Annotated in this window: 16 protein-coding genes; 6 read left to right on the plus strand and 10 right to left on the minus strand. The window is 70.1% G+C overall.

The genetic code is table 11. The features are described 5' to 3' along the window. Positions 1-4 precede the first annotated feature (4 nt). Both PLE19_18405 and PLE19_18410 read right to left on the minus strand, forming a co-directional pair. Positions 5-1,579 carry a hypothetical protein gene (locus tag PLE19_18405; GenBank protein ID HPD16924.1) on the minus strand — a complete coding sequence of 525 codons (1,575 nt, stop codon included), beginning with the start codon at positions 1,577-1,579 and terminating at the stop codon, positions 5-7. A 15-nt stretch (positions 1,580-1,594) separates the two neighbouring features. Then, positions 1,595-2,104 carry a peptidylprolyl isomerase gene (locus tag PLE19_18410; protein HPD16925.1) on the minus strand — a complete coding sequence of 170 codons (510 nt, stop codon included), beginning with the start codon at positions 2,102-2,104 and terminating at the stop codon, positions 1,595-1,597. Between the two features lie 145 nt (positions 2,105-2,249). On the opposite strand from PLE19_18410, the gene PLE19_18415 reads away from it, so the two are divergent. Together PLE19_18415 and PLE19_18420 are read left to right on the plus strand one after the other, a co-directional pair. Beyond that, positions 2,250-4,475: a pyruvate formate lyase family protein gene (locus PLE19_18415; protein ID HPD16926.1), complete on the plus strand. Its 2,226-nt coding sequence runs from the start codon at positions 2,250-2,252 to the stop codon at positions 4,473-4,475. Positions 4,476-4,557: 82 nt separating this feature from the next. Beyond that, the gene (locus tag PLE19_18420; GenBank protein ID HPD16927.1) at positions 4,558-5,328 is read left to right on the plus strand and encodes a sugar phosphate isomerase/epimerase; all 771 of its coding nucleotides are present in this window, start codon (positions 4,558-4,560) and stop codon (positions 5,326-5,328) included. Between the two features lie 78 nt (positions 5,329-5,406). Here the strand turns inward: PLE19_18420 and PLE19_18425 are convergent, their stop codons facing one another. Further along, positions 5,407-8,256 carry an FAD-dependent oxidoreductase gene (locus PLE19_18425; protein HPD16928.1) on the minus strand — a complete coding sequence of 950 codons (2,850 nt, stop codon included), beginning with the start codon at positions 8,254-8,256 and terminating at the stop codon, positions 5,407-5,409. A gap of 217 nt (positions 8,257-8,473) precedes the next feature. On the opposite strand from PLE19_18425, the gene PLE19_18430 reads away from it, so the two are divergent. Next, the gene (locus PLE19_18430) at positions 8,474-9,256 is read left to right on the plus strand and encodes an amidohydrolase family protein (protein HPD16929.1); all 783 of its coding nucleotides are present in this window, start codon (positions 8,474-8,476) and stop codon (positions 9,254-9,256) included. Positions 9,257-9,387: 131 nt separating this feature from the next. Continuing rightward, positions 9,388-11,022: a glycosyltransferase family 39 protein gene (locus PLE19_18435; GenBank protein ID HPD16930.1), complete on the plus strand. Its 1,635-nt coding sequence runs from the start codon at positions 9,388-9,390 to the stop codon at positions 11,020-11,022. An 8-nt stretch (positions 11,023-11,030) separates the two neighbouring features. Here the strand turns inward: PLE19_18435 and PLE19_18440 are convergent, their stop codons facing one another. Beyond that, positions 11,031-12,056 (minus strand): aminoglycoside phosphotransferase family protein, encoded by a 1,026-nt coding sequence (locus PLE19_18440; protein HPD16931.1) that lies wholly within the window; start codon positions 12,054-12,056, stop codon positions 11,031-11,033. Positions 12,057-12,221: 165 nt separating this feature from the next. Here PLE19_18440 and PLE19_18445 point away from each other — a divergent pair, with 165 nt between their 5' ends. Continuing rightward, complete coding sequence (locus PLE19_18445; GenBank protein ID HPD16932.1) at positions 12,222-14,822, plus strand: carbohydrate binding domain-containing protein; 2,601 nt, start codon at positions 12,222-12,224, stop codon at positions 14,820-14,822. Positions 14,823-14,926: 104 nt separating this feature from the next. On the opposite strand, the gene PLE19_18450 is transcribed toward PLE19_18445, so the two are convergent. The 4 genes from PLE19_18450 to PLE19_18465 form a co-directional block, all read right to left on the minus strand. Continuing rightward, complete coding sequence (locus tag PLE19_18450; protein HPD16933.1) at positions 14,927-15,349, minus strand: hypothetical protein; 423 nt, start codon at positions 15,347-15,349, stop codon at positions 14,927-14,929. Positions 15,350-15,361: 12 nt separating this feature from the next. Further along, positions 15,362-16,033, minus strand: coding sequence for a hypothetical protein (locus PLE19_18455; protein ID HPD16934.1), 672 nt, complete (start codon positions 16,031-16,033; stop codon positions 15,362-15,364). A gap of 68 nt (positions 16,034-16,101) precedes the next feature. Continuing rightward, positions 16,102-17,424, minus strand: coding sequence for a hypothetical protein (locus tag PLE19_18460; GenBank protein ID HPD16935.1), 1,323 nt, complete (start codon positions 17,422-17,424; stop codon positions 16,102-16,104). Further along, on the minus strand, positions 17,424-18,602 hold the full coding sequence (locus PLE19_18465) for an MFS transporter (GenBank protein HPD16936.1): 1,179 nt from the start codon (positions 18,600-18,602) through the stop codon (positions 17,424-17,426). The genes PLE19_18460 and PLE19_18465 overlap by 1 nt, the downstream gene beginning before the upstream one ends. Before the next feature lie 888 nt (positions 18,603-19,490). Between PLE19_18465 and PLE19_18470 the strand changes: the two genes are divergently transcribed. Then, entirely contained in the window at positions 19,491-20,054 is a 564-nt protein-coding gene (locus PLE19_18470) for an OsmC family protein (protein ID HPD16937.1), read from the plus strand. A 67-nt stretch (positions 20,055-20,121) separates the two neighbouring features. On the opposite strand, the gene PLE19_18475 is transcribed toward PLE19_18470, so the two are convergent. Continuing rightward, a complete protein-coding gene (locus tag PLE19_18475; GenBank protein HPD16938.1) occupies positions 20,122-21,255 on the minus strand; it encodes a uroporphyrinogen decarboxylase family protein in 1,134 nt (377 codons plus the stop codon). A gap of 16 nt (positions 21,256-21,271) precedes the next feature. Then, positions 21,272-22,552, minus strand: a complete 1,281-nt coding sequence (locus PLE19_18480; GenBank protein ID HPD16939.1) for a GNAT family N-acetyltransferase — start codon at positions 22,550-22,552, stop codon at positions 21,272-21,274. Positions 22,553-22,666 lie beyond the last annotated feature (114 nt).

Raw genomic sequence — 22,666 nt, forward strand, 5'->3', positions numbered from 1 at the left:
GCTCCTAGAGCGACCCCGAGCCAGGAACGGCGCGTGTGAGCCACACTCTGGCGCCGTCGTGGCTGGTGACCATCAGGGCGCTGCCATCGGGGGCCCAGTGCAGAAAGCTGCGCTCGCCGAGCGGGAAGCCCTCGGGCACGGGCAGGCGGCCCGCCACGGCCTTCGTGCGGAACACGACAACGGCGTGCGGCGTGGCGACGAAACGCGCCTGCCGCGCGAGCACGGCCACACGGCCGTCGCCCACGGCCTGGCCGCGGCCGTAGACGTTGCGCGCAACGCCCGCCCAGCGGGTGATGACGAAGTTGGCCCACGGGAACCCAGGCACGGCGAAGGGCACGAGGCGGCCGGTCGCCTCGTCCACGATGGCGGCCGGCGCATCGTCGGGAATGAGCAGCAGCGCGCCGTCCTCGAGATAGGCGGAGACCGAGAAGTTCGTGTTCCAGACGCCGTCGAGCTTGACCTCGATGCGGGTCTTGGTGCCCTTGGCGAGGTCGAGGGCATAGTAGCCACGGGCCAGCGCCGGGGGCGCAGGCGCGGCGCCCGGGAGCGCGCCGACTCCGCCGCCGCCATCGCGGCCGAAGGCGCCCTTGCCCATCTGGTTCTCCTCGGCCCACACCAGCAGGCGCGAGCCGTCGGGCGCGGCGGCGCGCACGGTGAGCCGCATTGCCGCGGCCTCGGGCCACTCGAGCGTTGAGCGCTTGCCATCCACAACCATGGTGATGCGGCCCGACGCGACCAGCGCCTCGCCGCGGTCGGCGATGGGATAGCGGTCGGCACGCGCGTCGTCGAGGGCCTGGCCCTCGAGCTTCGCCCACGCGCCTTTCGCCACGTCGTAGTCGTACGGTTCGGGCGTGACGTTGAGCCACAGGCCCGGCTGCGCCCGGGCGGCGTCGGCGGCGTCCATGTCCACCACCGCGATGCGGAAGCGGTCGGGCGCGAGCCAGCGTGCGCCGTGGCGGAAGCCCACCAGGCGTCCCGGGCGCTCGGCCACAGGCGGCAGCAGGGTAGTCGCCTCGCCACCGAGCGACTCCAGCGCGAGCTTCTTCAGGCAGTGGTAGTTGTTGCGGCCGGCGGGGTCCTGCGTGACGAGGAACCGCGTGGCATCGGGAGAGGGGATGCAGTCAATCGCCCGCGACTTCAGCTCGCCGACCACGCGGCCGTCGCGTTCGAGGATCGTGCAAGCCGCGCGGTCGCCGTGCGGACCGGGCTTGAAGGTGAGGGCCTCCACGTCGGGCGTGTCGAATGGCGCGTAGCCGCGCGCGAGCAGCCGGCCGTCGGCCAGCCAGGTGCACTCGTGGGCGCGGCACAGCGGCGACGCCTTGCCCGTCGCAGCGTCCACCACAAAGTATGCGGAGAGCAGATAGCCCTGCTGCCCGCCGAAGAGGCTGCGGCGCTCGACGTAATCGCCCTGGAGGCACACGAGCGCGGCGTCGGCCTTAGGCGACCAGGCGCACGCACCAAAGCCGTTCGTGCGCGGCGCCTTGGGCAGCTCGACCACGCCTTCGTGCAGCGCGCCGCCCGCGGCCGCGCACGCAGCGGCTCCGAGCGCGCAAAGCAGCCGCGTCGCCGTCCGCAACATGGCCGACCTCCTGAGTCAGACCTCCTCGCGCCGCACGCTCTCGATGACCACGGGCTTGAGCGGCGCGTCCTGGTAGCCGCTCACGGTGCCGGTTTTCACAGCCTTGATCTTGTCCACCACGTCCATCCCGGCGGTCACCTTGCCAAAGACGCAGTAGCCGAAGCCCTGGGGCGTCTTATCTCGGTGGTTGAGGAAGGCGTTGTCGGCAACGTTGATGAAGAACTGCGAGGTGGCGCTGTTCACGTCGCTGGTGCGGGCCATGGCCAGGGTGCCGCGGGCGTTCTTCAGCCCGGGCTTGGCCTCGTTGACGATGGGCGGGTGGGTGGCCTTGCGGCGCAGGTCGGGCGTGAGACCGCCGCCCTGGATCATGAAGTTGCTGATCACGCGGTGGAAGACGGTGCCGTCGTAGAACCTCTCGTCGGCGTAGCGCAAAAAGTTGGCCACCGTGGCGGGCGCCTGGTCGGCCCATAGCTCGGCCTTGATCGTGCCTTCGGACGTTTGGATGACGACCACGGGATTGGCGATGGCGGGGCCTCCTTTCGAGTGAGAGTAGCCTGCATTCTACGCCCTTGCCGCTCCGCGATCAAACGCGGGGGCCGACTGCCCGTTGCGAAAAAGCGGGCGGTGTTGTACGCTGGGGGGCATGGGCGGTTCAGGAGAATCCGCGACAATGCCTGCCACCGAGCTGAGCTACGACGACCGCCTGGCGCTCCTGCGCGAGTGGAAGCTGGCCCAGGTGCGCCAGAAGCGCGAGATGAGCGGCCCGCGCGACGCCGACGAGCAAGGCCAGGTGCCACTGCCGCCCGAGGCCGCCGAAGTGGTCGAGGCCGTCAGCGGCTCGGGCGTGCTCGTGCGCGACATCATCCTCAAGGGCTTCGAGGCCAAGCCCAATCACCCCAGCGGCGGCTTCTTCGGCCCCAGGGCCGTGGGCGAGAACTTCCGCCGACTCCTCAACGCCCACCCCACCCACGTGCACCCCGACAACTCGATGGCCGGCGTCTACATGGTCAACTTCATGTCCTACCGCAAGCCGGGCTGGAACCCTGACCTCGACTACTCGCACCTGAGGCCTGAGCAGGAGAGGTACGCGCTCGACCACGGGATCGGCGGCGTGCAGCACTTCTGCCCCGACCTGCGGATCGGCCTCGACCTCGGCTGGGGCGGGCTGCTCGACAAGGTGCGCCGTTTCCGCCGCGTGAACCCTCACGCCGCCGAGTTCTACGAGGGCCTCGAGCACGTGCTCCTGGGCATTCAGGGCTGGGTGCGCCGCCACGCGGAGGCCGCCGACACGTTGGCCGCCGCCGAGCGCCACGCACAACGGCGCGCCAACCTCGAGGCCATCGCCGACATCTGCCGCCGCCAGGCCACCGACCCGCCCGCCACGTTCCGCGAGGCCTGCCAGTGGCTGGTCTTCTTCCAGGCTGTGGCCAAGATGTTCAACGGCAGTGGCGAGTGGGGCCAGCTCGACGAGTTGCTCCGGCCCTACTACGAGCGCGACCGCGCCGCCGGCCGCCTCGAGGACGAGGAGGCCATCTTCCACCTCGCCTGCCTGCTGCTCAGCGAGACCGCCTACATCCAGCTCGGCGGCCCCGACGCCCAGGGGCGCGACCAGGCCAGCCGCGTGTCGTTCCTCATCCTCGAAGCCGTCCATCGCCTCAGGACGCCCGCGAACATCGGCATCCGCGTGGGCGAGGGCCTCAGCCCCGAGCTGTTCCGCCGCGGGCTCGAGGTGCTGTTCGAGGACCTGATGGGCTTTCCCAAGTTCGTGGGCGACCGCGCGTGCACCGAGGGCTTCCTGCGCAACGGCTACCCCGTCGAGGTGGCCCGCACGCGTATCTACGCCGGCTGCCACTGGCTCGCCATCCCAGGCCGCGAATACTGCATGGCCGATATCATCAAGATTGACTTCGCCCAGGTGTTCGACGTGGCGCTCAAGGAGATGATGTCCGACGTGGCGGTCGAGCCAGGCGTCGAGGAGCTCTGGCGACGCTTCGAACGGCACCTGCGCCGCGCCGTCGAGGTCACCGCCCTGGGCATTGACTTCCACCTGGAGCACATGCACGAGGTCTTCCCCGAACTGGTGCTCGACCTCTTCTGCCACGGCACGGTGGAGAAGGGCCTCGACGTGACGAACGGCGGGGTGGAGTTCTACGACATCGGGGTGGACGGTGCGTCGTTGGCCACAGTGGCCGACTCGTTCGCAGCGCTCGAGCAGCGGGTCGAGCGCGAGGGCCGCCTCACGTGGCGCGAGCTGATGGGACACCTGGCGTCGAACTGGGCGGGCGCCGAGGGCGAGCGCGCGCGGCTGATGATGCGCCACATCCGCCGGTTCGGCAGCGGCGAGTCGCTCGCCGACGAGTGGGCCATCCGCATCGCGCGCACGTTCACCGAGCTGGTCGCGGCGAAGCCCACGCCGAAGGGCGCGAAGATGATCCCCGGCCTGTTCACGTGGGCGAAGGTGGTGGCCTTCGGCAAGCGTCTGGGCGCCACGCCCAACGGCCGCAGGGCCGGCGAGCCCGTGTCGCACGGCCCGAACCCCGAGCCCGGCTTCAACGAGGGCCGGCCGGGCACGCCCACGCAACTGGCCCTGGCCGTGGCCCTCGTGCAGCCCGGCTACGGCAACACGGCGCCGCTCCAGCTCGACCTCGACCCCGGCCTCGCCGCGACCGCGGAGGGGCTGGCCAAGGTCGAGGCCCTGATCCGCACGCACTTCGACCTCGGCGGCACGCTGGTCAACATCAACGTCGTGAGCCGCGACACCCTCCTCGACGCCCAGCGCCACCCCGAGCGCCACGCCGACCTGATCGTGCGCGTCACCGGCTTCAGCGCCTACTTCACCAACCTGTCGCCGGAGCTTCAGCGGTTCGTGGTGGAACGCGTCGTGGGGGGCGACTAGGCCCGAGGCGTTCGAACAGTCGGACCTGTCAGACGTGTCCGACGAGTCCGAGGGGTTTCATTCCTGCGTGGAAGGAGAAAGCATGTCGAAGGTGCCGGTCGCTTTGCAGCTCTTCTCGGTGCGGGGCGAGTGCCAGAAGGACCTCGCGGCCACGCTCAAGGCCGTGGCCGGCCTGGGCTACGTGGGCGCCGAGCCCTGGGGCTATGGCGGCGACAAGCTCGAGTGGATGGGCCATCCCGTCAAGGCCATCCGCAAGATGTACGACGACAACGGCCTGGCCTGCTGCGGCATCCACCTGGCCACGGGCGCGCTGATGGGCGACAACCTGGCCCGCACGATCGAGTTCAACCAGGTGCTCGGCAACCGCTTCCTCATCATCGCCGCCGACAAGCCGCGGATGTCGTCCGTCGCCACCATTGCCGAGCTGGCCGGCATCCTCAATCGCGCTGCCGAGAAGCTCCAGCCGCTCGGGATGTTCAGCGGCTATCACGCGCACGGGTTCGATTTCGCCATGGTCGAGGGGCAAATCGCTTGGGACCGCCTGTTCAGCCAGACGCGGCCCGACGTGATCATGCAGATGGACATCGGCAACTGTGCGGGCGGGGGCGGCGACCCGATCGCCACGCTGCGCAAGTTCCCCGGCCGCGCCCGCTCGGTGCACCTGAAGGACTTCGGCGGCCCCGAGGACTCGGTCATCGGCGAGGGAAAGGCCGACTGGCCGACGATTTTCGACCTGTGCGAGAAGCAGCACCGCACCGAGTGGTACGTGGTCGAGGAAGGGAGCCGCGACGGGTTGGGCTTCGCCATCTCGGGCCGCAGCTTCCAGGCCCTGCGCAAGATGGGCAAGTGCTAGCCGAGCACTCGTAGTGCGGACCTCAGCCCGTGCCTTCGCGCGCGAATCGCCGCTCCGAGGGGCGGCCTGGGGGCCACACTACAAACCTGGCTCGCCCGCCACGCGCCGGGCGTAGGCGCGCACGTAAGCGCGCTCGTCTTTCGCGTGGCGCTCGGCGATATCGGGGCGCGGTTTGCCCAGCCTTGCGAGGGCCTCAGCGGCGGCCAGGTCGAGCTGCCAGCGTGCGTCCTCGCGCACGGGGTTCCCGCCCGGACTGCTCACCTGGAGAATCCGCTCGGCAGGGAGGTCCATCCGCTCGACGAGTGCGTTGAGGGCTGGGACGGCGTTGTCGTCGCCGATGCGGCCCAGCGCGCGCACGGCGGCGATGAGGGAGTCGAGGTCGGCCCCGCGGTCCTCCAGCACCTGGCACAGCTCAGGCACGGCCTGGCGGTCGCCGATGCGGCCGAGGAGCACAGCGGCGGAGCGCCACAGGGGGGCCGTCTTGCGGCCTTCGGGCGCCTCGGCGCGGCGCTCGGCGAGGGCGGCGCGCAGCTCGGGCGCGGCCTCGGGCCGCCGCAGCATGGCCAGCGCCACCGACGCCCAGAAGCGCGTGGCCGGCTTCTCGGCCCTGGCGGCGTCGAGCAGCAGCGGCAACGCCTCGTCGCCCTTGCGGATGAGGTCCCACGTCGCCTCCGACGTCCGGTCGGTGCCGAGTTGTGTGATGCGCTCGGCCGAGGGGAGCGCGGGCACCTGGGGCGGCAGCCAACTGCTGTCGTGCAGGGCGGCCTCGATCTTGGCTGGCTCGGGCAGCTTCGGCTGCTCGCGCGGGCCGAGCGCGCCGGACGCGAGCAGCACGGCCTGGAGGTCGACCACGGGAAGCTGCCGCGGCGTGAGGCCCCGCTTCGCGGCCAGGGCGGCGGCCACGCCGGCTGCCTCGCCGATGCGCTGGAGGTCGCGCTGCATGCGGAGCTGGTTGTGCGCGTCGTGCGTCATCGAGAGCGCGCGACAGGCCATCAGCAGCCCCTCGATGCCTGCCGGCAGCAGGCAGCGATAGGGGATTTCGCAGCCGAAGCACCGGCTCCAGTTGCCCAGCAGCCACACCCACAGCATCGCCTCGTCGCTCTCGTTCTCGTAGTCGAACCCGTGGTTGTCATAGTGCGAATAGGCGTAGGCGATAACGTCGGGGAACTGGCGGCCTTCGATCTCGTCGGCCATCGTGAGGCGGTAGTCGCCCACCACTTGGCGGCTGTTGCGCAGGCCAAGGATCGGCGCGATATAGACCAAGCGGTTCTTCGCGTCGAAGCGCTCACGCCAGTAGTGGCCCAGCGCATGGCGGCGGGCGCGGGTGAGGTCCACGGGGTCGGTCGGGTCGCAGTAGCCTGCGTCGAAGTTCGTGATGAGCAGCTTGCCGTCGTCGCCGAGACGGCCTGCGGCCAGCGAAAAGGCGTGGGGCAGCCCGTCGGTGGCGCGGCCGAAAGTGAACTCAGCGCCCGCCATCGCCGCCACGTCGCCGTCGCCCGTGGCGTCCACGAACACCTTCGCCCGATACGTCGCGTTGCCCTCGGGGCCGGCGGCCACGACAGCGCGCAGGCGCCGTGCGGTGCCCGGGCCATCCGTGCGCGATGGCAGGCTGCTCGGGGCCGATTCGGCCTGGACGCCTGTGATCGTGGCGTTGTAGACGAGTTCGACTCCCGCTTCGGCGGCCATGAGTTCGAGGGCGACCTTTTTCGCCTCGGGATGGAAGCCCGCGGCCGGGCCGAAGAGGGGCGCCAGCTCGGCCACGCGGCGGTCCAGTTCGTCCTGGAGCCCGCCCGCCACGCCGTGGTAGTACGAGTGGATTCCGCCGCCCGTGCCGATGCCGCCCAGGCAGGTGCTCTGCTCGATGAGCACCGTCTTCGCCCCCTGTCGCGCCGCCGCGATGGCGGCCAGCGCGCCCCCCGTGCCGCCGCCGCACACCACCACGTCGGCCTGGTGGGCCGGGGGCGCCACGCGCGAGGGGGCGCCCACGTGCCGTTGGCTCGCCTCGGGCAACTTGTCCAACGCCTCGGCCAGTCCGGCCGCGGCGTCCTCGCCGATGGCAAGCCGCTCGGCAAGCGTCAGGGCGCGCGCTGTGCGGCCCGTCGCACGCCACGAGCCGGCGGCGAAGAGGTTTCCGACATCCGAGCGCTCGCACCACCATTGGCGGCGGTCATCGCCCACGCTGTTGAGGGGGTAGGGCTCAACCCCCACGCTGGTGACCAGGGCCTTGGCAAAGGCGTCGCCCGAGTCACGCAGGTGGCGCAACAGATCGGGCAGGGCGCGGCGCGCGAGGTGCACGTCGCACGCGCTCAGGCCGAACTCCACGGCCACCTCGCCCGGCCATGCGGTGGCCCGCACCACCACGTCGTGGACGCCGCCCACACTCCCCAGCCGCACGGGTGCGGCGGGCCGTCCGCTCCCGAAGCCGTTGAGGACGACCGTCTGCCGCGCGGCGCCGCGGAACGGCTTCAGGTCGCGGGCGCCCGCCAGGCGCCACACGAGCGCGTTCTCTGTCGCGTCGAGAAACGCCCGCGCGCGGACGGCCATCTCGCCCGACTTTGTGCCTACCGACACGGCGGCGAGGGTGCCCTCCTCCTCGTCCTCAGCCACGGCCACGGGCTGGGCGTGGAGCAGCACCTCGATGCCCGCCCGGGCCGCCTCGCGGTCGAGCAGCATCTCGGCGATGGTGGGGTCCACCGCGCCCGTGGGGCAACCCGCGGCAGTCATGGCCCCGGCGAGCCAGCGCGCTGTGTCGCACGTCACCTCGCCAAGTTCCACGTGGAACGCCCACGCCACCTCCCACCCCAACACCGGCCTTCGCTCGATGAGGGCCACGCGATGGCCCTTGAGCGCCAGGCTCCGCGCCGCCGCGAAGCCGCACAGCCCCCCGCTCAGCACCGCCACGTCGTAACAGGTGTCAGGATCGAACATCGTTCGCTCCGAACGTAGGTTCCAAGGTCCGCTCCCGACGGGCGAATCTACAGCCACGCCCCGCCGATTGCAAGCACGGAACCGCGCCGGCACGCCGCCGCGTCTATGGTGCCCATCCTGCCCATCGTCGGGCGGTGGACAAGATGGACACGATGGACTCTGTGGGCTACAATGAACGCCGCGTTGCCAGGCCCCAGGCTACCCAGGGAGAGCCCACATGGTGATTGATTGCCACGTGCACTACGACGGCAAGCCCGGCGAACTCGACAGCCTGCTGCGCGTCTGTGACGCGGTCGGCACGGACAAGTGCGTCGTCTTCTCCTGCGAGTCGAACGACGCGGTGCTTGCCGCCGCCCAGGCCCACCCCGACCGCCTCATCCCCTTCGCCTACTTCGCCCTCGGCACAGACCCCACGCTGCGCATCAACCAATTCCACGAGCGCGGCTTCCGCGGCATCAAGTTCATCTTCCCCCGCGCCGCCTACAACGCGCCCCAGTACCACGAGGTCTATCGCCGCATGGAGGAGCGCGGCATGGCCGCCCTCTTCCACCTCGGCATCGTGGCCCGCCGCCGCGACATGCAGCCCGACGACAACGACTCCAACCGCTGCCGCCCCATCCACCTCGACCACATTGCCAGGCTCTTCCCGCGGCTGAGCATCCTCGGCGCCCACTTTGGCAACCCCTGGTACGAAGAGGCCGCCATGGCCGCCCGCTGGAATGCAAACCTCTGGTTCGACCTCTCCGGCTCCAGCCTCAAGGCCAAGAGCCCCGAGTTCTTCCGCGCGCTCCTCTGGTGGGACAGGGCTGGGCACCCCTACACCGGCCACGGCGGCAAGCACCCCTTCGACAAGATCTGCTACGGCACCGACGTCGCCCACGAGTGGATGGCCGACGTGCGCCACGACTACCAGGTTCTGCTCGACGGCATGGGCGTGCCGCCGGAATACCGCTCCAAGATCATGGGCGGCAATGCCTCCGAGTACCTGGGCCTCGGGTAGGCCATCGCTGTGCATCACCTTCGCCACTCCTGCTTGCCGGACCGCGGCGTTTCTGCTTGGATAGATAGTGCCGGCCACCCGTGACCTGATTGCCCGCCGGCCGGCCGGGCGAAGCCGTAGGGGAGCTGATCTTGCAGGACCGAGTGACCCCGCGCGTGGCGGTCGCGGCGATCGTGGGCATGACGCTGCTGGCCCTCGTGCCGTCGCTCTTCACGCGCGAGCCGTGGAACCCGGACGAGCCGCGCGCGGCCGAGGTGGCGCGCGAGATGATCGTCCTCAATAACTACCTCGTGCCGCACCTCAACGGCCAGCCCTACTCCGATAAGCCGCCGATGTTCTACTGGCTCGCGGTCGGTTTCTGGAAGGCCGGCGCGGGCCTGAACTCGGGCCGGCTGGTCTCGGTGCTCGCGACGATGGGGATGGCGCTCACCCTCTACGCGCTGGGACGGCGGCTGCATTCGCCCGCCCTTGGGCTCCTGGCCGCGACCATCACCCTCTCGAGTCTGCTGGTGGCGATGATCTGCCGCTACGGCGTGCTCGACCCGCTCCTTACCCTCTTCACCACGCTGAGCATCGCTTGCGCGGTGCGGGCATTCGAGGGCGGCCCGGGGCTCGGCCGCTGGTGGCTGGCCGCGTACGGGGCGGCGGCCCTGGCGCTGCTCACGAAGGGCCCCGTGGGGGTCGCGGTGCCGCTCCTGGTCAGCGCGGCCTACGGCGCCGCGCGCCGCCGCGAGGTGCGCAAGGGCGGCTGGTGGCACCTGGCCGGCGCGGCGCTCCTTGCGGGCCTGATCGCGGCGTGGCTCGTGCCGGCTTGCCTCTCCGGCGGCAGGGCCTACGCCCACGACATCCTTTTCCAGCAGACGGCCGGCCGCATCGCCGAGGGGGCGGCCCATGCCAACTGGGTCTACTTCTACCTGCTGCAATTCCCGATCTACGCTCTGCCCTGGACGCTGCTCCTCGCGGGGGCGTTGGTGTGGGCGTGGCAGAAGCGCCGCGACCCCGCGGAGCTCCTCGGGGCCGTGTGGGTCATCGCCGTCCTCGTGTTCTTCTCGCTATTCTCGGGCAAGCGCGAGCGTTACTTGCTGCCGCTCATGCCGGGAGCCGGCCTGCTGTGCGCCCGCTATATCGTCGGCATCATCCGCGAAGAGCACGCGCCACTGCGCTGGCACCAGGGACTGTGGAGGGCCACGTTCGTCCTCATCGTCCTCGCCGCCGTGGGCGGAGGCATGGAGATCCTGGACTTCGCGAAGGACCCCGAGGTGCTGGCCGAGCTGAAGTCGCTGATCACGCCTCCAGCGGTTGCGGGCGTGGTGGCCGCGGGGGTTGCGATGCTCGCCGTGTGCGTCTACGGCCTGCGACTCCCCCGGGGCGCAGCGGGCGAGGTGCGGCGGGTCCTCGCCGTGGTCGCCGCCGTGGCCGTGCTCTCGCTCTGCTTCGACCTGGCGGCTGCGCCGATTCTCAACCAGTTCAGGTCCGGGGGCGAACTCGTCCGGCGGGCAGGCGTCGCCCTGTCGGGCGCGGAGGAGGTGTACCAGTACCAGGACGATTTCAACGGGACCCTCAACCTCTTCACGCGCCGCCTTCACATGCCGGAGCTGAAGGACGAGAAGGCCCTCAGGGCCGTGCTTGAGTCGGGGCGCAGGGTGGCCGTGGTCATCAAGGAGCGCGATGCCGAAGCGCTGAAAGGCGCGATGCCCTTCCGCGTGGTGGCGACGCGCCTCGTGCTGCACCGCCCGGTGAGCATCATCGCCAACTGGAAGCCGTAGGAGGAGAATCACGCCTTCGACAGCGTGAGGCTCAGCCCGGTCTGCTCGGCGAGGCGGGCCACCTGGCGCGCCAGGCGCGTGCGGAAGGCGTCGGCCTCGGCCGCATCCTGGGCGCGGCGCACGCGTCGCACGTAGCTCGCGGCGCGGCCCAGTGTGCGGCTGGCCTCGAAGAAGGGCAGGGCGGCCTCGAACGTGCCGCGGGCGCCGGCCGGCCGCTGGGCGAAATACTCATCGAGGAACGCCGCCATCAGGCCCTCGTCGCGCTCGCAGATGCGGTCAAGTGCCGAAACGAGGTCCGGGCAGAAGGTGCCGTAGCGGGCCTCGATGAGGTCCACCAGCGTGGCCTCGCCGTCGGGCCGCACCACGAAGTTGCCGCAGTTCACCCGGCTGTGGGTGAGGGCGAAGGGAGGGTCGAGCGGCGCGGCCGCGGCGCGCTCGCGGAACCAGGCGTTCAGCAGGGCGTCCTGGCCGGGGGCGAGGGTCTTAGCCACGTGGCCCACACGCTCGGCCACGCGCTCGAGGAAGTGCTCGCGGTAGCTGCCCAGGCGCGGGAGGCCCGGCCAGCCCCAGCGACGGCGCTGGACGTTGTGCAGGCTGGCCAGGGCGCGGGCGACGGCGCGGGTGGCGGCCTCGCGGTCGGGCGCCTCGTCGGGATGGCGCCCGACCTGAAACCGCTCGACGAGCGCGTAGAAGCCCCAGCGCAGGCGCGCCAGCGGCGACAGCTCGGCCACCAGCAGCTCGGGCACCGGCAGGCCCAGGCGCGCGAATGAGCGGAAGTTGTGGGCGAGGCGGGCCGCGCGTAGCCAGCGGTCGTTCGCCCGCAGCACCACGCGCGGGAAGCCCTCGAAGTCCACCAGGAACACCAGCGAGCGCACGCCCCGGGCGGCCGGGCGGAGCGACTTCGGCGGCCCTGGAGCGCCGAGGCGGCGCACGAGGCGTCGCTGGGCGTAGCGCTCGACCGCGCGCTCGAGCGGCGCGCGGCGCGCCTCCTGGTCGCGTTTGGCCTGAAGGCCGTCGGGGATTTCCTGGCTCATGCGCACCTCGCACACTCGTGAGAGCGCCCACGGGCCGCCATTGTAGCCGCAGCGCGAAACCTGTCAACAGAGGGCACGGCAATCGCCCTTGCCGGGCGCGCCCGTTTCTGCTTTCATGGCGGTGTCCGAAGTCGCTCCCGTCTCCCTGCGCCAGGAGGCCCCCGCGTGATATCCCGATTGGCCCTCAGCGTCTTCGCTCTCCTCACCCTCTCGATGGCCCGTGCGGAGGATGCCATGTTCCCCTTCGTGATCTCGTACGACGCGCCCGACAACATCACGAACGCGAGCGCCTGGCTGCCCCGGCCCGCGGGCAAGCACGGCTTCGTGCGGGTGAAGGACGGGCGTTTCGCCACCGAGGCCGGCCCCATCCGCTTCTGGGCGACGAACCTGTGCTTCGAGGCCTGCTTCCCGCCCCGCGAAGTGGCCGAGCGCGTGGCCGCACGCCTCGCACGCCTGGGCATCAACTGCGTGCGAATGCACCACATGGACAACCACTCGATCTGGGGCAAGAGCCCGAACAAGACGATCATTGACCCCGAGAAGCTCGAACGCCTCGACTACCTCATCTACCAGCTCAAGCTCCACGGGGTCTACACGAACCTCAACCTCCACGTCTCGCGCTGGCTCGACGACAAGGAGGGCTTCCCCCACCGCGACCAGCGGCCGAACTACGACAAGGGCCTGGATAACTTCGAGCCGCGGATGATTGAGCTTCAGAAGAAATACGCCCGCGACCTCTTGACCCACGTCAACCCCTACACCAAGGCGGCCTACGTGGCCGAGCCGGCCATCGCGTTCGTCGAGATCAACAACGAGAACGCCCTCTTCGCCGAATGGGGCTGGGGCGGGTTGGACCGCCTTCCCGATCCCTATGCGGCAACGTTCAGATCGCTGTGGAACGCCTGGCTCCGCAAGAAGCACGGCAACACCGAGGCGCTGGCCAGGGTGTGGAACGTCGGCTCGCAGGCCCTGGGCGGCGAGATGCTGACGAACGGCGACTTCGCCAAGCCCCTTGCTGAGCCGTGGCACATCGAGATCAGCGGCCCGGCCAAGGCCGCCTGGAGCGTGCAGCCCGACGGCCCGGACGGCAAGCCTTTCCTCCGCGTCGCCGTCGAGAGGATGGGCGACCAGGCCTGGATCCCCCAGTTCGCCCACATCGGCCTCGCCGTCAAGCGGGGGCAGGTCTACACCCTGACGTTCAGGGCCCGTTCCGACAGGAAACGCCGCCTCAGCCTCAACTGCATGATGGCGCACGAGCCGTGGGGCCAGCTCGGCTTCTACACGAGCGTGGAGATCGGCCCCGAGTGGAAGGCCCACCGCCTGAGCTTCATCCCCAACGCCAGCGACGACAACGCCCGCATCACGTTCACGAGCCTGGAGCCGGGCACGTATGAGCTGGCTGCCGTGTCGCTACGGCCCGGCGGCATCGTGGGCCTCGAGCCCGGCCAGAAGCTCGAGGACGACTCCGTCCCCGTTCTGAAGCACGGCCAACTCAGCGTCACCCCCGCCGCGCGAAACGACTGGGCGGACTTCCTGTGGGACACCGAGCGCGATTACTGGTGGGGGATGTACCGCTTCCTGAAGGACGAGTTGAAGTGCCAGCCGCTCGTGGCCGGCACGCAGATGGGCTACAGCCCCACGCACATCCAGGCGGGGCTGGACTTCTGCGACGCGCACTCCTACTGGCAGCACCCGCACTTTCCGGGGCGACCGTGGGACATGGCGAACTGGACGGTGAACAACATCGCCCTGGTCAACAGCCCGCCGGGCACGCTGGGCGATCTCGCCGCGCGGCGTGTCCTCGGCAAGCCCTACGCCGTGAGCGAGTACAACCACCCCATGCCCAACCAGTTCGCCGCCGAGGGCCTGCCGATGATCGCCGCCGTCGGCGCGTTCCAGGGCTGGGACGCCATCTACTCCTTCGCCTACAACCACAACGACCGCCCCGAGCCGCGGCGGATCGAGAGCTTCTTCGACATCAAGGCCGACCCTGCCAAGCTCGCCCACTCCATCGCCTGCGCGGCCATGTTTCTGCGGGGCGACGTGAGGACCTCGGGCGCGATGCTCCGCGCCCGGATGCCGCGGGAGAAGGAGCGCGAGGAACTCCACCGCGCGCTCAACGCCTGGAATCTCAAGACCAGCGCCTTCGGCCTCGACGCCCGGCTCCCGCTCCTCGCCGGCGTCGGCCTGGACATTCAGGAGGCCCCCGCGGCCTCTGCGGCCGCCAGCCCGCCGCTCGCGGCTGAGATGAAGGTCCTCCTGTCACAGACAGGGGAATTGCAGTGGAACGTTTCGGAGAAGGGCGCGGGCTATTTCACCGCGAGCGCGCCGCGGGTGAAACTCTTCACCGGCTTCGTGCGGGGGCGGACGTTCGACCTCGGCGGCGGCGTGAGCCTGGCCATCGGCAAGACGGCGCTCGACTGGGCAACCGTGACGATGACGTGCATTGACGGCGAGGGCTTTGACAAGCCCGGCCGCATCCTCATCGCCGCCACGGGCGACATCCGCAACAAGGGCGCCCAGCTCCGCGACCTCGGCGGCGGCCGCGTGACCCTCGGCAACCAGTGGGGCGACGAGCCCGTGATGTGCGAGGGCGTGCCCGCCGAGATCACGCTGCCCGCCGCGCCTGACCGGGTGAAGCTCTACCCCCTCGACGAGAACGGCCACCGCCGCGCTGCGGTCGCCACCGCCGCGAAGGACGGCAAGGCCCTCCTCCAGCTCGGCCCGGAGCACAAGACGATCTGGTACGAAGTCGAGGTGAAGTGAGGGGAGCCGACACGGACTGGCACGGACCCACACGGACATGCCGCCACGGGCGCCTGGGCCGGCCCTCGTCCGTGTCGGTCCGTGTTCGTCCGTATGCTTCGCCCCTATGGCACGGCCTGGGAGATGATGCCCCAGGCGGCCATCCCTGCCATCGCCGCCGCGAATGCCGCGGCCACGCAGCAGATGAACACCGAGGGGTGCAGCAAGAGGCGCGGCTCGAGGCGATAGAGGCCGACAAGCCCCTTCACGCCCGAAATCCACAGCACCGTTGCGCCGAAAAAGGCGGGCAGCATCAGCAGCGTCACACCCGGGCCGCCCTGGCCCGGCTCCAGGTGCAGGTAGGCGAACGGCACGATCGCGCTGGGCAGCGTGCCGAGAACCGCCTGGCGGAAGAGGCGCTGCTCCCGGCCCGGCTCCTCGACGGGCAGCCCCATCGAGCGCCGCACGCCTCGGTAAATCGCCCGCGCCGCCAGGTAGGCAAGCCAGACGACCAGCAGGAAGAAGCACAGCCGCAGGACCATCCGCATACTGTGAACCCATCACTCACTGGGGGGCAGTTCGGCCATCGGCTCCTCTTCGGGCTGGCGCCTCGCCCGCGCCCACCCGACGATGGCGAGGATGACGCCGATCACCATCACCGCCGGGCCAACAAGCAGGGCGAGGCCCGCGACCACCATCTCGTCGGCGGGGCGGTCCACGTTGTCGTAGACCCTCAGCGCGGCGGACTCGACCGTGGCGCCGAACTCGGTATCGGGCGCGAGCGTGGCCCGCACGCGCAGCTTGCCCGATAGCGGTTCGCGGAACTTCGGCAGGTTGTGCTGCACGTGCACCCGGCCGCCCGAGGCATCGGCCGATTCATCGCGCAGAATCCGCGTCGCGTCGTCCCACCGCAGGGCAGCCTGCTGGGTGAACGGCTGTCCGCCGGCTTCGCCGAGAGTCGTGCACGTGAACGGAAAGCTATAGCGAGGCGTATAGGCGTTCCCCGCTTGCGCGACGGAGGCCGACCGCAGCCGCAGCTCGACGGCCACCTGGCACCCGCGCCGGGGCTCGACCGCGATGGCGTCGGGTGTCGCCTCCTTGCCGACCTCGAGCGGCGCGAGGGCCACGCATCGCGCCTGGAGCGCGCGCTCGATGTCCCGCCCGAACAGCAGCATGGTCGCGCCCATCATCACGATGCCGACCACGGCCAGCCTGCGGCCAAGTTGGGTCATGGGCTGTCTCGGGTGCGTGCGGCGGATTCCCGCTGCCCTTTATCGCCGATCCGGCCGCGCCTGTCAAATCAGGGCACGCGCGGGATGCGCAACAGGGTGAACGGGTAGATGCTGGTGACGTAGAGCGTGCCGTCGCGGGCCACGAGGAGGGCCATGTGGCAGTGGAGGGGGGTGAGCGTGCCGTCGGGCAGCCGGTGGAAGCCGTGGGTCCAGGGCTTCGGCTTGCCGTCGGGGCCGGGGCCGAAGTCGAAGAAATCGGGGTTCTTCACGGCCAGCACGCCAAGGTCTTCCATCTCGCCTGGCTTCCTTGTGGGCGGGACGTCCACGTCCCGCGGATCGCGGCGTGGGGACACGCCGCCCACAATATCCCCTGCCTTTCTTGGGCTGTAGCGGACGACGTGGTGGAGGTAGCCGGCGCCGAAGCCGGTCACGTTGTCCACGCGGATGGCGGCGTAGACCCGCCCGTCGGGCGCCACGCGCAGCGAGCCGCGCGAATCGAAGCCCTTGCCCTCGATCATCCGGCCGAGGTTCGTCGCCACGATGGTCGGCCCCTCGCTCGCCAGGTCCATGGCGAAGAGCGAGGGCTCGGACATGCGAATGAGGTAGGCGGTCCGCCCGTCAGCAGCGAGGTCCCAGCAGATGGGGCCGAGCTTGAGGTCGTCCGCGGTGAGCCTCTGGCCGCTGACCACGATGTCGCGGACGCCTACCTTGTCGGTTGCGGGGTCGTGCTGGGCGAGCTGGAAGTCCCTCGTGATGGCGTTCGCCCGCCCCTTGGCATCGAGCAGCGTGGTGGCGTAGGGGGCGAGCAGCGGCCCCAGTTCGCGGTAGCTCTTGCCCTTGAGGTCGCCGAGCATCCAGTGCTGGTCTTCGCAGGTGACGACGTAGAGGAGGCCGCGGCCCTCGTCGGCGGCCACGTCAATCACGCCCTGGCCGCGACAGGGCATGCCGAGGCACTCGGCCTGGTCGGCCGCGGGGTCGTAGGCCATCACGTAGCCGCCGGGGTAGTCGGCCGTGTCGTCCGGCCCGCGGCGGTAGCCCTGCTTGCTGCCCACGTAGATGCGGCCCGAGGGGCCGACGAAGTTCCGCGTGTGAATCTTCGCCTGCGCCGCATAGCCCGTGGCGGTGAGGCCGCAGAGCTTGTGCGTGTCAATCACCACCCGCTGCTTCTCGGTCTCGGGATCGAACTCGACCAGGAATGCGTTCTGCCCATACTTCGCCGTGCCGATGTAGATGCGGCCGTTCTTGCCCTCGCACAGCGAGAAGTAGCCCGATTCGTCGCTGTGGGTCTCGGGGAGGACGTGGTACGCCTTGCCCCACAGCAGCTTGGGCGGCGTGGCGCCGGCGGCGAGGGTGGAGCAGAGGAACGCCAGGAGCCCGCCAAGAGCGCGCATCACCCTGACTCCTTCGGCGGCACGCGGAAGGCGACGGCGATGCTCGCGAGGGCGGCGGCGACGCCGGCGAGAAAGGTCCACTGGTAGCCGAAATGCTGCCACAGCAGCCCGCCGAGAAGGGGCATGAGGACGGCCGACACGTGGTTCATGGCCACGCCCATGCCCAGCGTGGGCGTGCGTTCGCCGGGCGGGGCGATGCGGCCAACGTACACGGTAAGCGCCGCGGCAAGCGCCGAGAAGCAGTTGTCCGCCACGTAGAGCACGTAGAGGGCATAGCGGTTGCCGATGAACGTGTAGCCGATGAAGATGAGCGTGACGGTGCAGAAGTAGAGCACGAGAATCCGCCGCTCGCCCACGCGGTCAATCAGCCGCCCGACCCACGGCATCGTGAAGTAGCTGATGACCTGCACCGTGCCCAGGAGCAGCAGGATGATCTCAAGCCGCGTGCCGTATTCGCGCACAAGCAGGAACCCCGCGAAGCAGAGGAAAATCTGCCGCCGCCAGCCGTCGAGGAAACTCAGCAGGTAGTAGAGGCCGTAACGGCGGCGAAAGACGAGGCGCGGCCCCGGCGTCTTGAGGTCGCGCGGAATGCCGAAGCACAGGGCCGCCGCGAGCAGCCCGAAGGCGCCTGCCACGAGGAACATCGGGCGCATCCGCACGCCCAGCAGCGTGAGGCCCAGCGCCGCGCCGATGCCCAGCCCGAAACCCGCCGCCCCCGCCGAGCGCACCTGGCCCAGGCGAAAGCCGCTCCGCCCAGGCTCCGCCAGGCTCAGCGTCATGGACTCCGGCAGCGGCATCCACACGTGCAGCCCCTGGCTCCACACCACGCTGGCGATGAGGAGCCAGCGGAAGTCGGGAACAAAGGTGTAGCTGCCCAGGCCCACGGCGAACAGCGCGAGCATCGCCGCGCCCAGCAGCGGCTCGGCCACGCCCGCCAGCAGGGCGAGGATGCCCAGCGACACGATGCCGCACGCCTCGCGCACCGCCTCGAGCACGCCCTTGTGGAAGCCTTTGAGGTCCAGCTCGGCCACCACGAAGTTGTCGCACAGCCCGATCTGGAGGGCGAGGGCGAACGCCACAGCGGCCACGGCCAGGCCGACGAAGAGCAGTGCCCGCCCCCGCTTGGCGTCCGGCATCTCGGGCAACGGCTGCCCTCGCGCATCGAGGTCAGGAGGCATGGCGGCGCGTGCTCCGCGGGTCACAGGCCTTCAGGGTTCCGCACATTGTAGGGCAGGCTGTGCCCGGGGGCAAGCATCGCCGTGCCCGAGGCGGACGCAGGCCCAGTGTTCCCTGAGGCAGGCGGCCCTGCCGCGGCCTCTTCGTCTTCGGGGAAGAGTCGGGAACCTCCCGCGGGTTGGGAACCCGCGGGAGGTTGGGGTTGCGGGAGTTTAGGGTTGGACGCGGGAGCGTTCGGCTCATCGCCCCCACGCGGAGCGTAGGGGCGAGAAAGAGAAGATGACGGAGCGTAGGGGCGAGAAGGGTGAAAGAGCGCAGGGGCGAGAAAGAAGACCTCCGCAAGCGGGACGCTTGCGGCTACGCTTTCTCGTCCCTACGCTCTGCCCCTCTTTCTCGTCCCTACGCTCTGCGTGGGGACGGGCCTCTTCGCCGCTCCGCGGCCTCTCTCTCCTCCGGGAAGATTGGACGCAGTATCCGAGAACCTCCCGCGGGTTGCGAACCCGCGGGAGGTTGGGGTTGGACGCGGGAGGGCCTGTGCCGAGCGGCTGGCGGGCGCAGCCTGCCCATGCTGTATCAACCCTGTGAGGGGGAGAGTGATACAGCATGGGTAGATGGGCGAGAATGGGCGATTCTCGCGGTTCCGGCCATACTCGCTCATCTGCGCGATGAGCAAGTATGTGAGCGGGAATGGCCGGAGGGCGTAAGGCGTTGGGGCATAGAGGGTTATGGGGTGGCCCTCGCCGGCGCCGCAGCCCCGGTCCCACGCTCCCCAGTGGCGGCCACATGAGGTGATGAGCCACATTTGTGTTGACCGGGCGCGCGCCCCGAGCTAGACTTGAGGTAGACAGTTGCCGTGGGGACGAGCGGCTGGCAGTCAGGAGGCTCCTCCCATGGCACAGGCAGTGGCTGAAGAAACCCTGATCAACGGCGTAGACGTGACGGCCCTGGGCGAGAAGGCAGAGGCGCTTCGCAGCGACCCGGGCCTCGGCAAGTCCAGATTCCGCATCACCAACCGCTGGCTCGGCTGCGGCCGGAACCGCTCGACCGTGGCCGGCTTCCACGCGCTCCGCCAGGACATCCCGCACGAGCAGACCTTCGAGCTGGAGGCGGACGAGCCGCCCGTGCTGCTGGGCACCGACGAGGGGGCCAACCCCGTCGAGTATCTGCTCCACGCGCTGGCCTCGTGCCTCACCACCTCGCTCGTCTATCACGCGGCTGTGCGCGGCATCCACATCGAGGAGGTCGAATCCACCCTGGAAGGCGACCTCGATATCCGCGGCTTCATGGGCCTCGCCCCCGACGTGCGGAAGGGCTACCAGAACATCACCGTGACCTTCCGTGTGAAGAGCGACGCCCCGGCGGCCAAGCTCCGCGAGCTGGCCAACTTCTCCCCCGTCTTCGACGTCGTGTCCCACGGCACCAAGGTGGACCTGAAGATCGAGACGCGGGCCTGACGGCCCGGGGCACGTGCGAAGGGTCCCCTGAACAATGTGGCGGGGACCCTTCGCCGCGCCGGACGGCTCAATAGCGGCCGTAGGTGCGCGCGACCTCGATCAGGGCGAGGATGTTCTCGTCGGGCGTGTCGCGGCCGCACTGGTCGCCGGTGGAAAGGATGAAGCCGCCGCCCTCCGCCGCGTCGTCTATGGCCCTGCGCGAGGCGCGGCGCACCGTGTCGGGGCTGCCCTTGAGCATGACCTCGGTGGTGTGGAGATTGCCCATCAGGCTGATGCGCCTGCCGAACTCGCGCTTGAGGCGACCGAGGTCGCAGTCGCCCATGGGCGGAATCTCGAGCGGGTTGATGTTGTCCAGATCGCTCTCCTCGGCGGCGATCTTCACGAGCGAGTATTCGGGGCCGCAGCAGTGAATCTGGCTCACCACGCCCGCGGCCTTGCAGAGGGCCGTGACGTCCTGGAGCGTGGGGAGCGAGAGCTGGCGGAAGATCGGCTCGGGGTTCCAGATCATGTGGCCCGACATGCCGATGAGAATGGCGTCGGGCTTGTGGGCGACGAGCTCGCGGGTGCGGCGCACCGTGCGCTCGCGCTCGCGTTCGCAGCGCTCGATGACGGCGGTTGGGTTGTCATAGTACTCGTAGACGCCCTCGGGGCTGAAGCGCAGGCCGGGCAGGCCGACGCTGGGCAGCACGACCCCGCGGTCGCCCATGAGTTCCCTGGCCTTCTGGAAGGCGCTCATGCCGGGATAACTGGTGCGGCGCTCGACGTCTTCCCAGCGCTTCGGCGGGTCCGTGGGCAGGCCGGCCTTGGCCAGGGGCATGCCGCAGGTGGGCGGGTCGGCGATGTAGTAGACGTTGCACCAGTCGCTCCACTGCCGCCGGCGGCCGGCCTTCGCGTGGAAGCGGGTGTAGATGCGGTCGGGCGTTCGGGCCACGATGGCCTCTTGCCACTCGGGTCTGCCCGCGGCCTCCTTGAGGTCGCAATCAAGCCGATAGGGCAGGCCGGCGAGCCAGCCGTCGTGACCGAAGTGCTTCACCGCCTCGATGTAGGCCAGCCACAGCGGCGGATCGTGGTGGAGATAGATGTCCCAGAACGGCTTGCCCGTGAGGCGGCAGGGGATCATGTTCGACATGTCGGGCGCGGCGGGCACGCAGTCGGGCTGGCCGTTGCGCATCGCGGTGAGCATTCGTTCTCTCGGCGTCATTCGCGGGCCTTTCCGCTCAGAAGCGGTCGTAGGGGAAGAAGACGAGCGAGCGGGCGGGGAAGAGGGCGTCGGCGAGGGGCCGGGCGGCAGGGCTGATGCGGACCTCGCCGAGGAAGACGGCGGCGGCCGGTGTGTGGAAGCCGACGACGAGGCGGCAGAGCCTGTCCTGGGTGGCGGTGATGGTGGCAAGAGCAGGGTCGCGGGGTGGGGACACCCCGCCCACAGGCGCAGAGGCCCCGCCCACGATGCTGACCTTGCCCCTTGCGATAGCGAGGTCCACGGTGCCAATGTCGGTCTTCAGGCGCAGACGCCCGCTCCAGCCTGCGGCGGGCGAGGCGGCGAGCAGCCGCTCCCACTCGGGCGCCATGTGCCGGCAAAGGTTCTCCAGGTTCGCGATCCGGACCATGCTGCCGCCGCGATGGCCGATCCACGAGCGCGTCTCGCAGCCGTCGGCGATGCAGAACCGGCCGATGGGGTGAGCGGGGTCGAGCTCGAGGCGCAGGTTGGGCTTCTCACAGGCCTTCGCCACCTTGGCCATGTCGGCCAGGACCGAGCGCACGCCGTCCAGGTCGGGCTTGCGGCCCAGGCTGACCTCGGTGAGGATGAGCGCATCGCCCTCGGCGCGAGCGCGGTAGTAGGCGCGGGCGCGGCCCTTGGGGTCGGCGAGCACGCGGCAGAGCTTCTCGCGCAGGGCCTGCTGGAGCCAGGCGTCGCCCCAGCGCTCCATCGCGCCGTCGCGGATGGCCAGGTCGTCGGCGTGGAGGCGGCGAATGGCGGCGAGGTCGGCCCGCCGGGCGCGGCGGCCCTTGTAGGAGCCGCTCAGGCGCGCGGCCTGTGCGCGCGGGAGCTGCACCCAGGCGTTCCAGGCGCCCACCGCGAAGCCGAACTTGTCGTAGAAGTTGGGGATGCCGAAGAGGAGCGAGAGGTCGTAGCCCTCGTCATGCATGAACTGGTTGACGTGGGCGAAGAGGGTGCGCATCAGCCCGTGCTTGCGGAGGCCGGGCAGGGTGCACACGTCGCCGATGCCGGCCACACGCACCAGGGCCGCGCCGAGGCGCATCGTGCGGTCGCACACGCGCACCATTGCCACGGGCGAGCCGTCGGGCGCCCAGAGCGCGCGGGCCAGCCGCCACTGCTCGCGCGGCATCTGGCGGAAGTGCTTGTCGAGAAACGAGTCGTAGAGCGGCTGATACCGGCCGAAGGCTTTGCCATAGAGGTCGGCGAGGGCCAGTATTTCGCGGCGCGTCGCGGGGCCGCGGATCTCACAGGAACTCGGGGCCAGGCGTCGCGTGGGCACGAGGCACTCCTGAAGGCCGCCTGAGTGCGGCATTCTAACCCTTGGCCGCCGGGCCCGCAAGGGGTGTGGGCCGGAATTGTAGGTGGCTGCGGGAGCTCCGAAGGAGCGAAATAG

The sequence above is a fragment of the Planctomycetota bacterium genome, assembly GCA_035384565.1.
In the GTDB taxonomy this organism is placed as follows: domain Bacteria; phylum Planctomycetota; class PUPC01; order DSUN01; family DSUN01; genus DAOOIT01.

Coding starts and splice junctions, on each gene's coding strand:
- PLE19_18415 (HPD16926.1), top strand. CDS start 2,250: ATGCCTGCCACCGAGCTGAGCTACGACGACCGCCTGGCGCTCCTGCGC.
- PLE19_18470 (HPD16937.1), top strand. CDS start 19,491: ATGGCACAGGCAGTGGCTGAAGAAACCCTGATCAACGGCGTAGACGTG.
- PLE19_18425 (HPD16928.1), bottom strand. CDS start 8,256: ATGTTCGATCCTGACACCTGTTACGACGTGGCGGTGCTGAGCGGGGGG.
- PLE19_18475 (HPD16938.1), bottom strand. CDS start 21,255: ATGACGCCGAGAGAACGAATGCTCACCGCGATGCGCAACGGCCAGCCC.
- PLE19_18450 (HPD16933.1), bottom strand. CDS start 15,349: ATGCGGATGGTCCTGCGGCTGTGCTTCTTCCTGCTGGTCGTCTGGCTT.
- PLE19_18420 (HPD16927.1), top strand. CDS start 4,558: ATGTCGAAGGTGCCGGTCGCTTTGCAGCTCTTCTCGGTGCGGGGCGAG.
- PLE19_18455 (HPD16934.1), bottom strand. CDS start 16,033: ATGACCCAACTTGGCCGCAGGCTGGCCGTGGTCGGCATCGTGATGATG.
- PLE19_18460 (HPD16935.1), bottom strand. CDS start 17,424: ATGCGCGCTCTTGGCGGGCTCCTGGCGTTCCTCTGCTCCACCCTCGCC.
- PLE19_18440 (HPD16931.1), bottom strand. CDS start 12,056: ATGAGCCAGGAAATCCCCGACGGCCTTCAGGCCAAACGCGACCAGGAG.
- PLE19_18430 (HPD16929.1), top strand. CDS start 8,474: ATGGTGATTGATTGCCACGTGCACTACGACGGCAAGCCCGGCGAACTC.
- PLE19_18465 (HPD16936.1), bottom strand. CDS start 18,602: ATGCCTCCTGACCTCGATGCGCGAGGGCAGCCGTTGCCCGAGATGCCG.
- PLE19_18405 (HPD16924.1), bottom strand. CDS start 1,579: ATGTTGCGGACGGCGACGCGGCTGCTTTGCGCGCTCGGAGCCGCTGCG.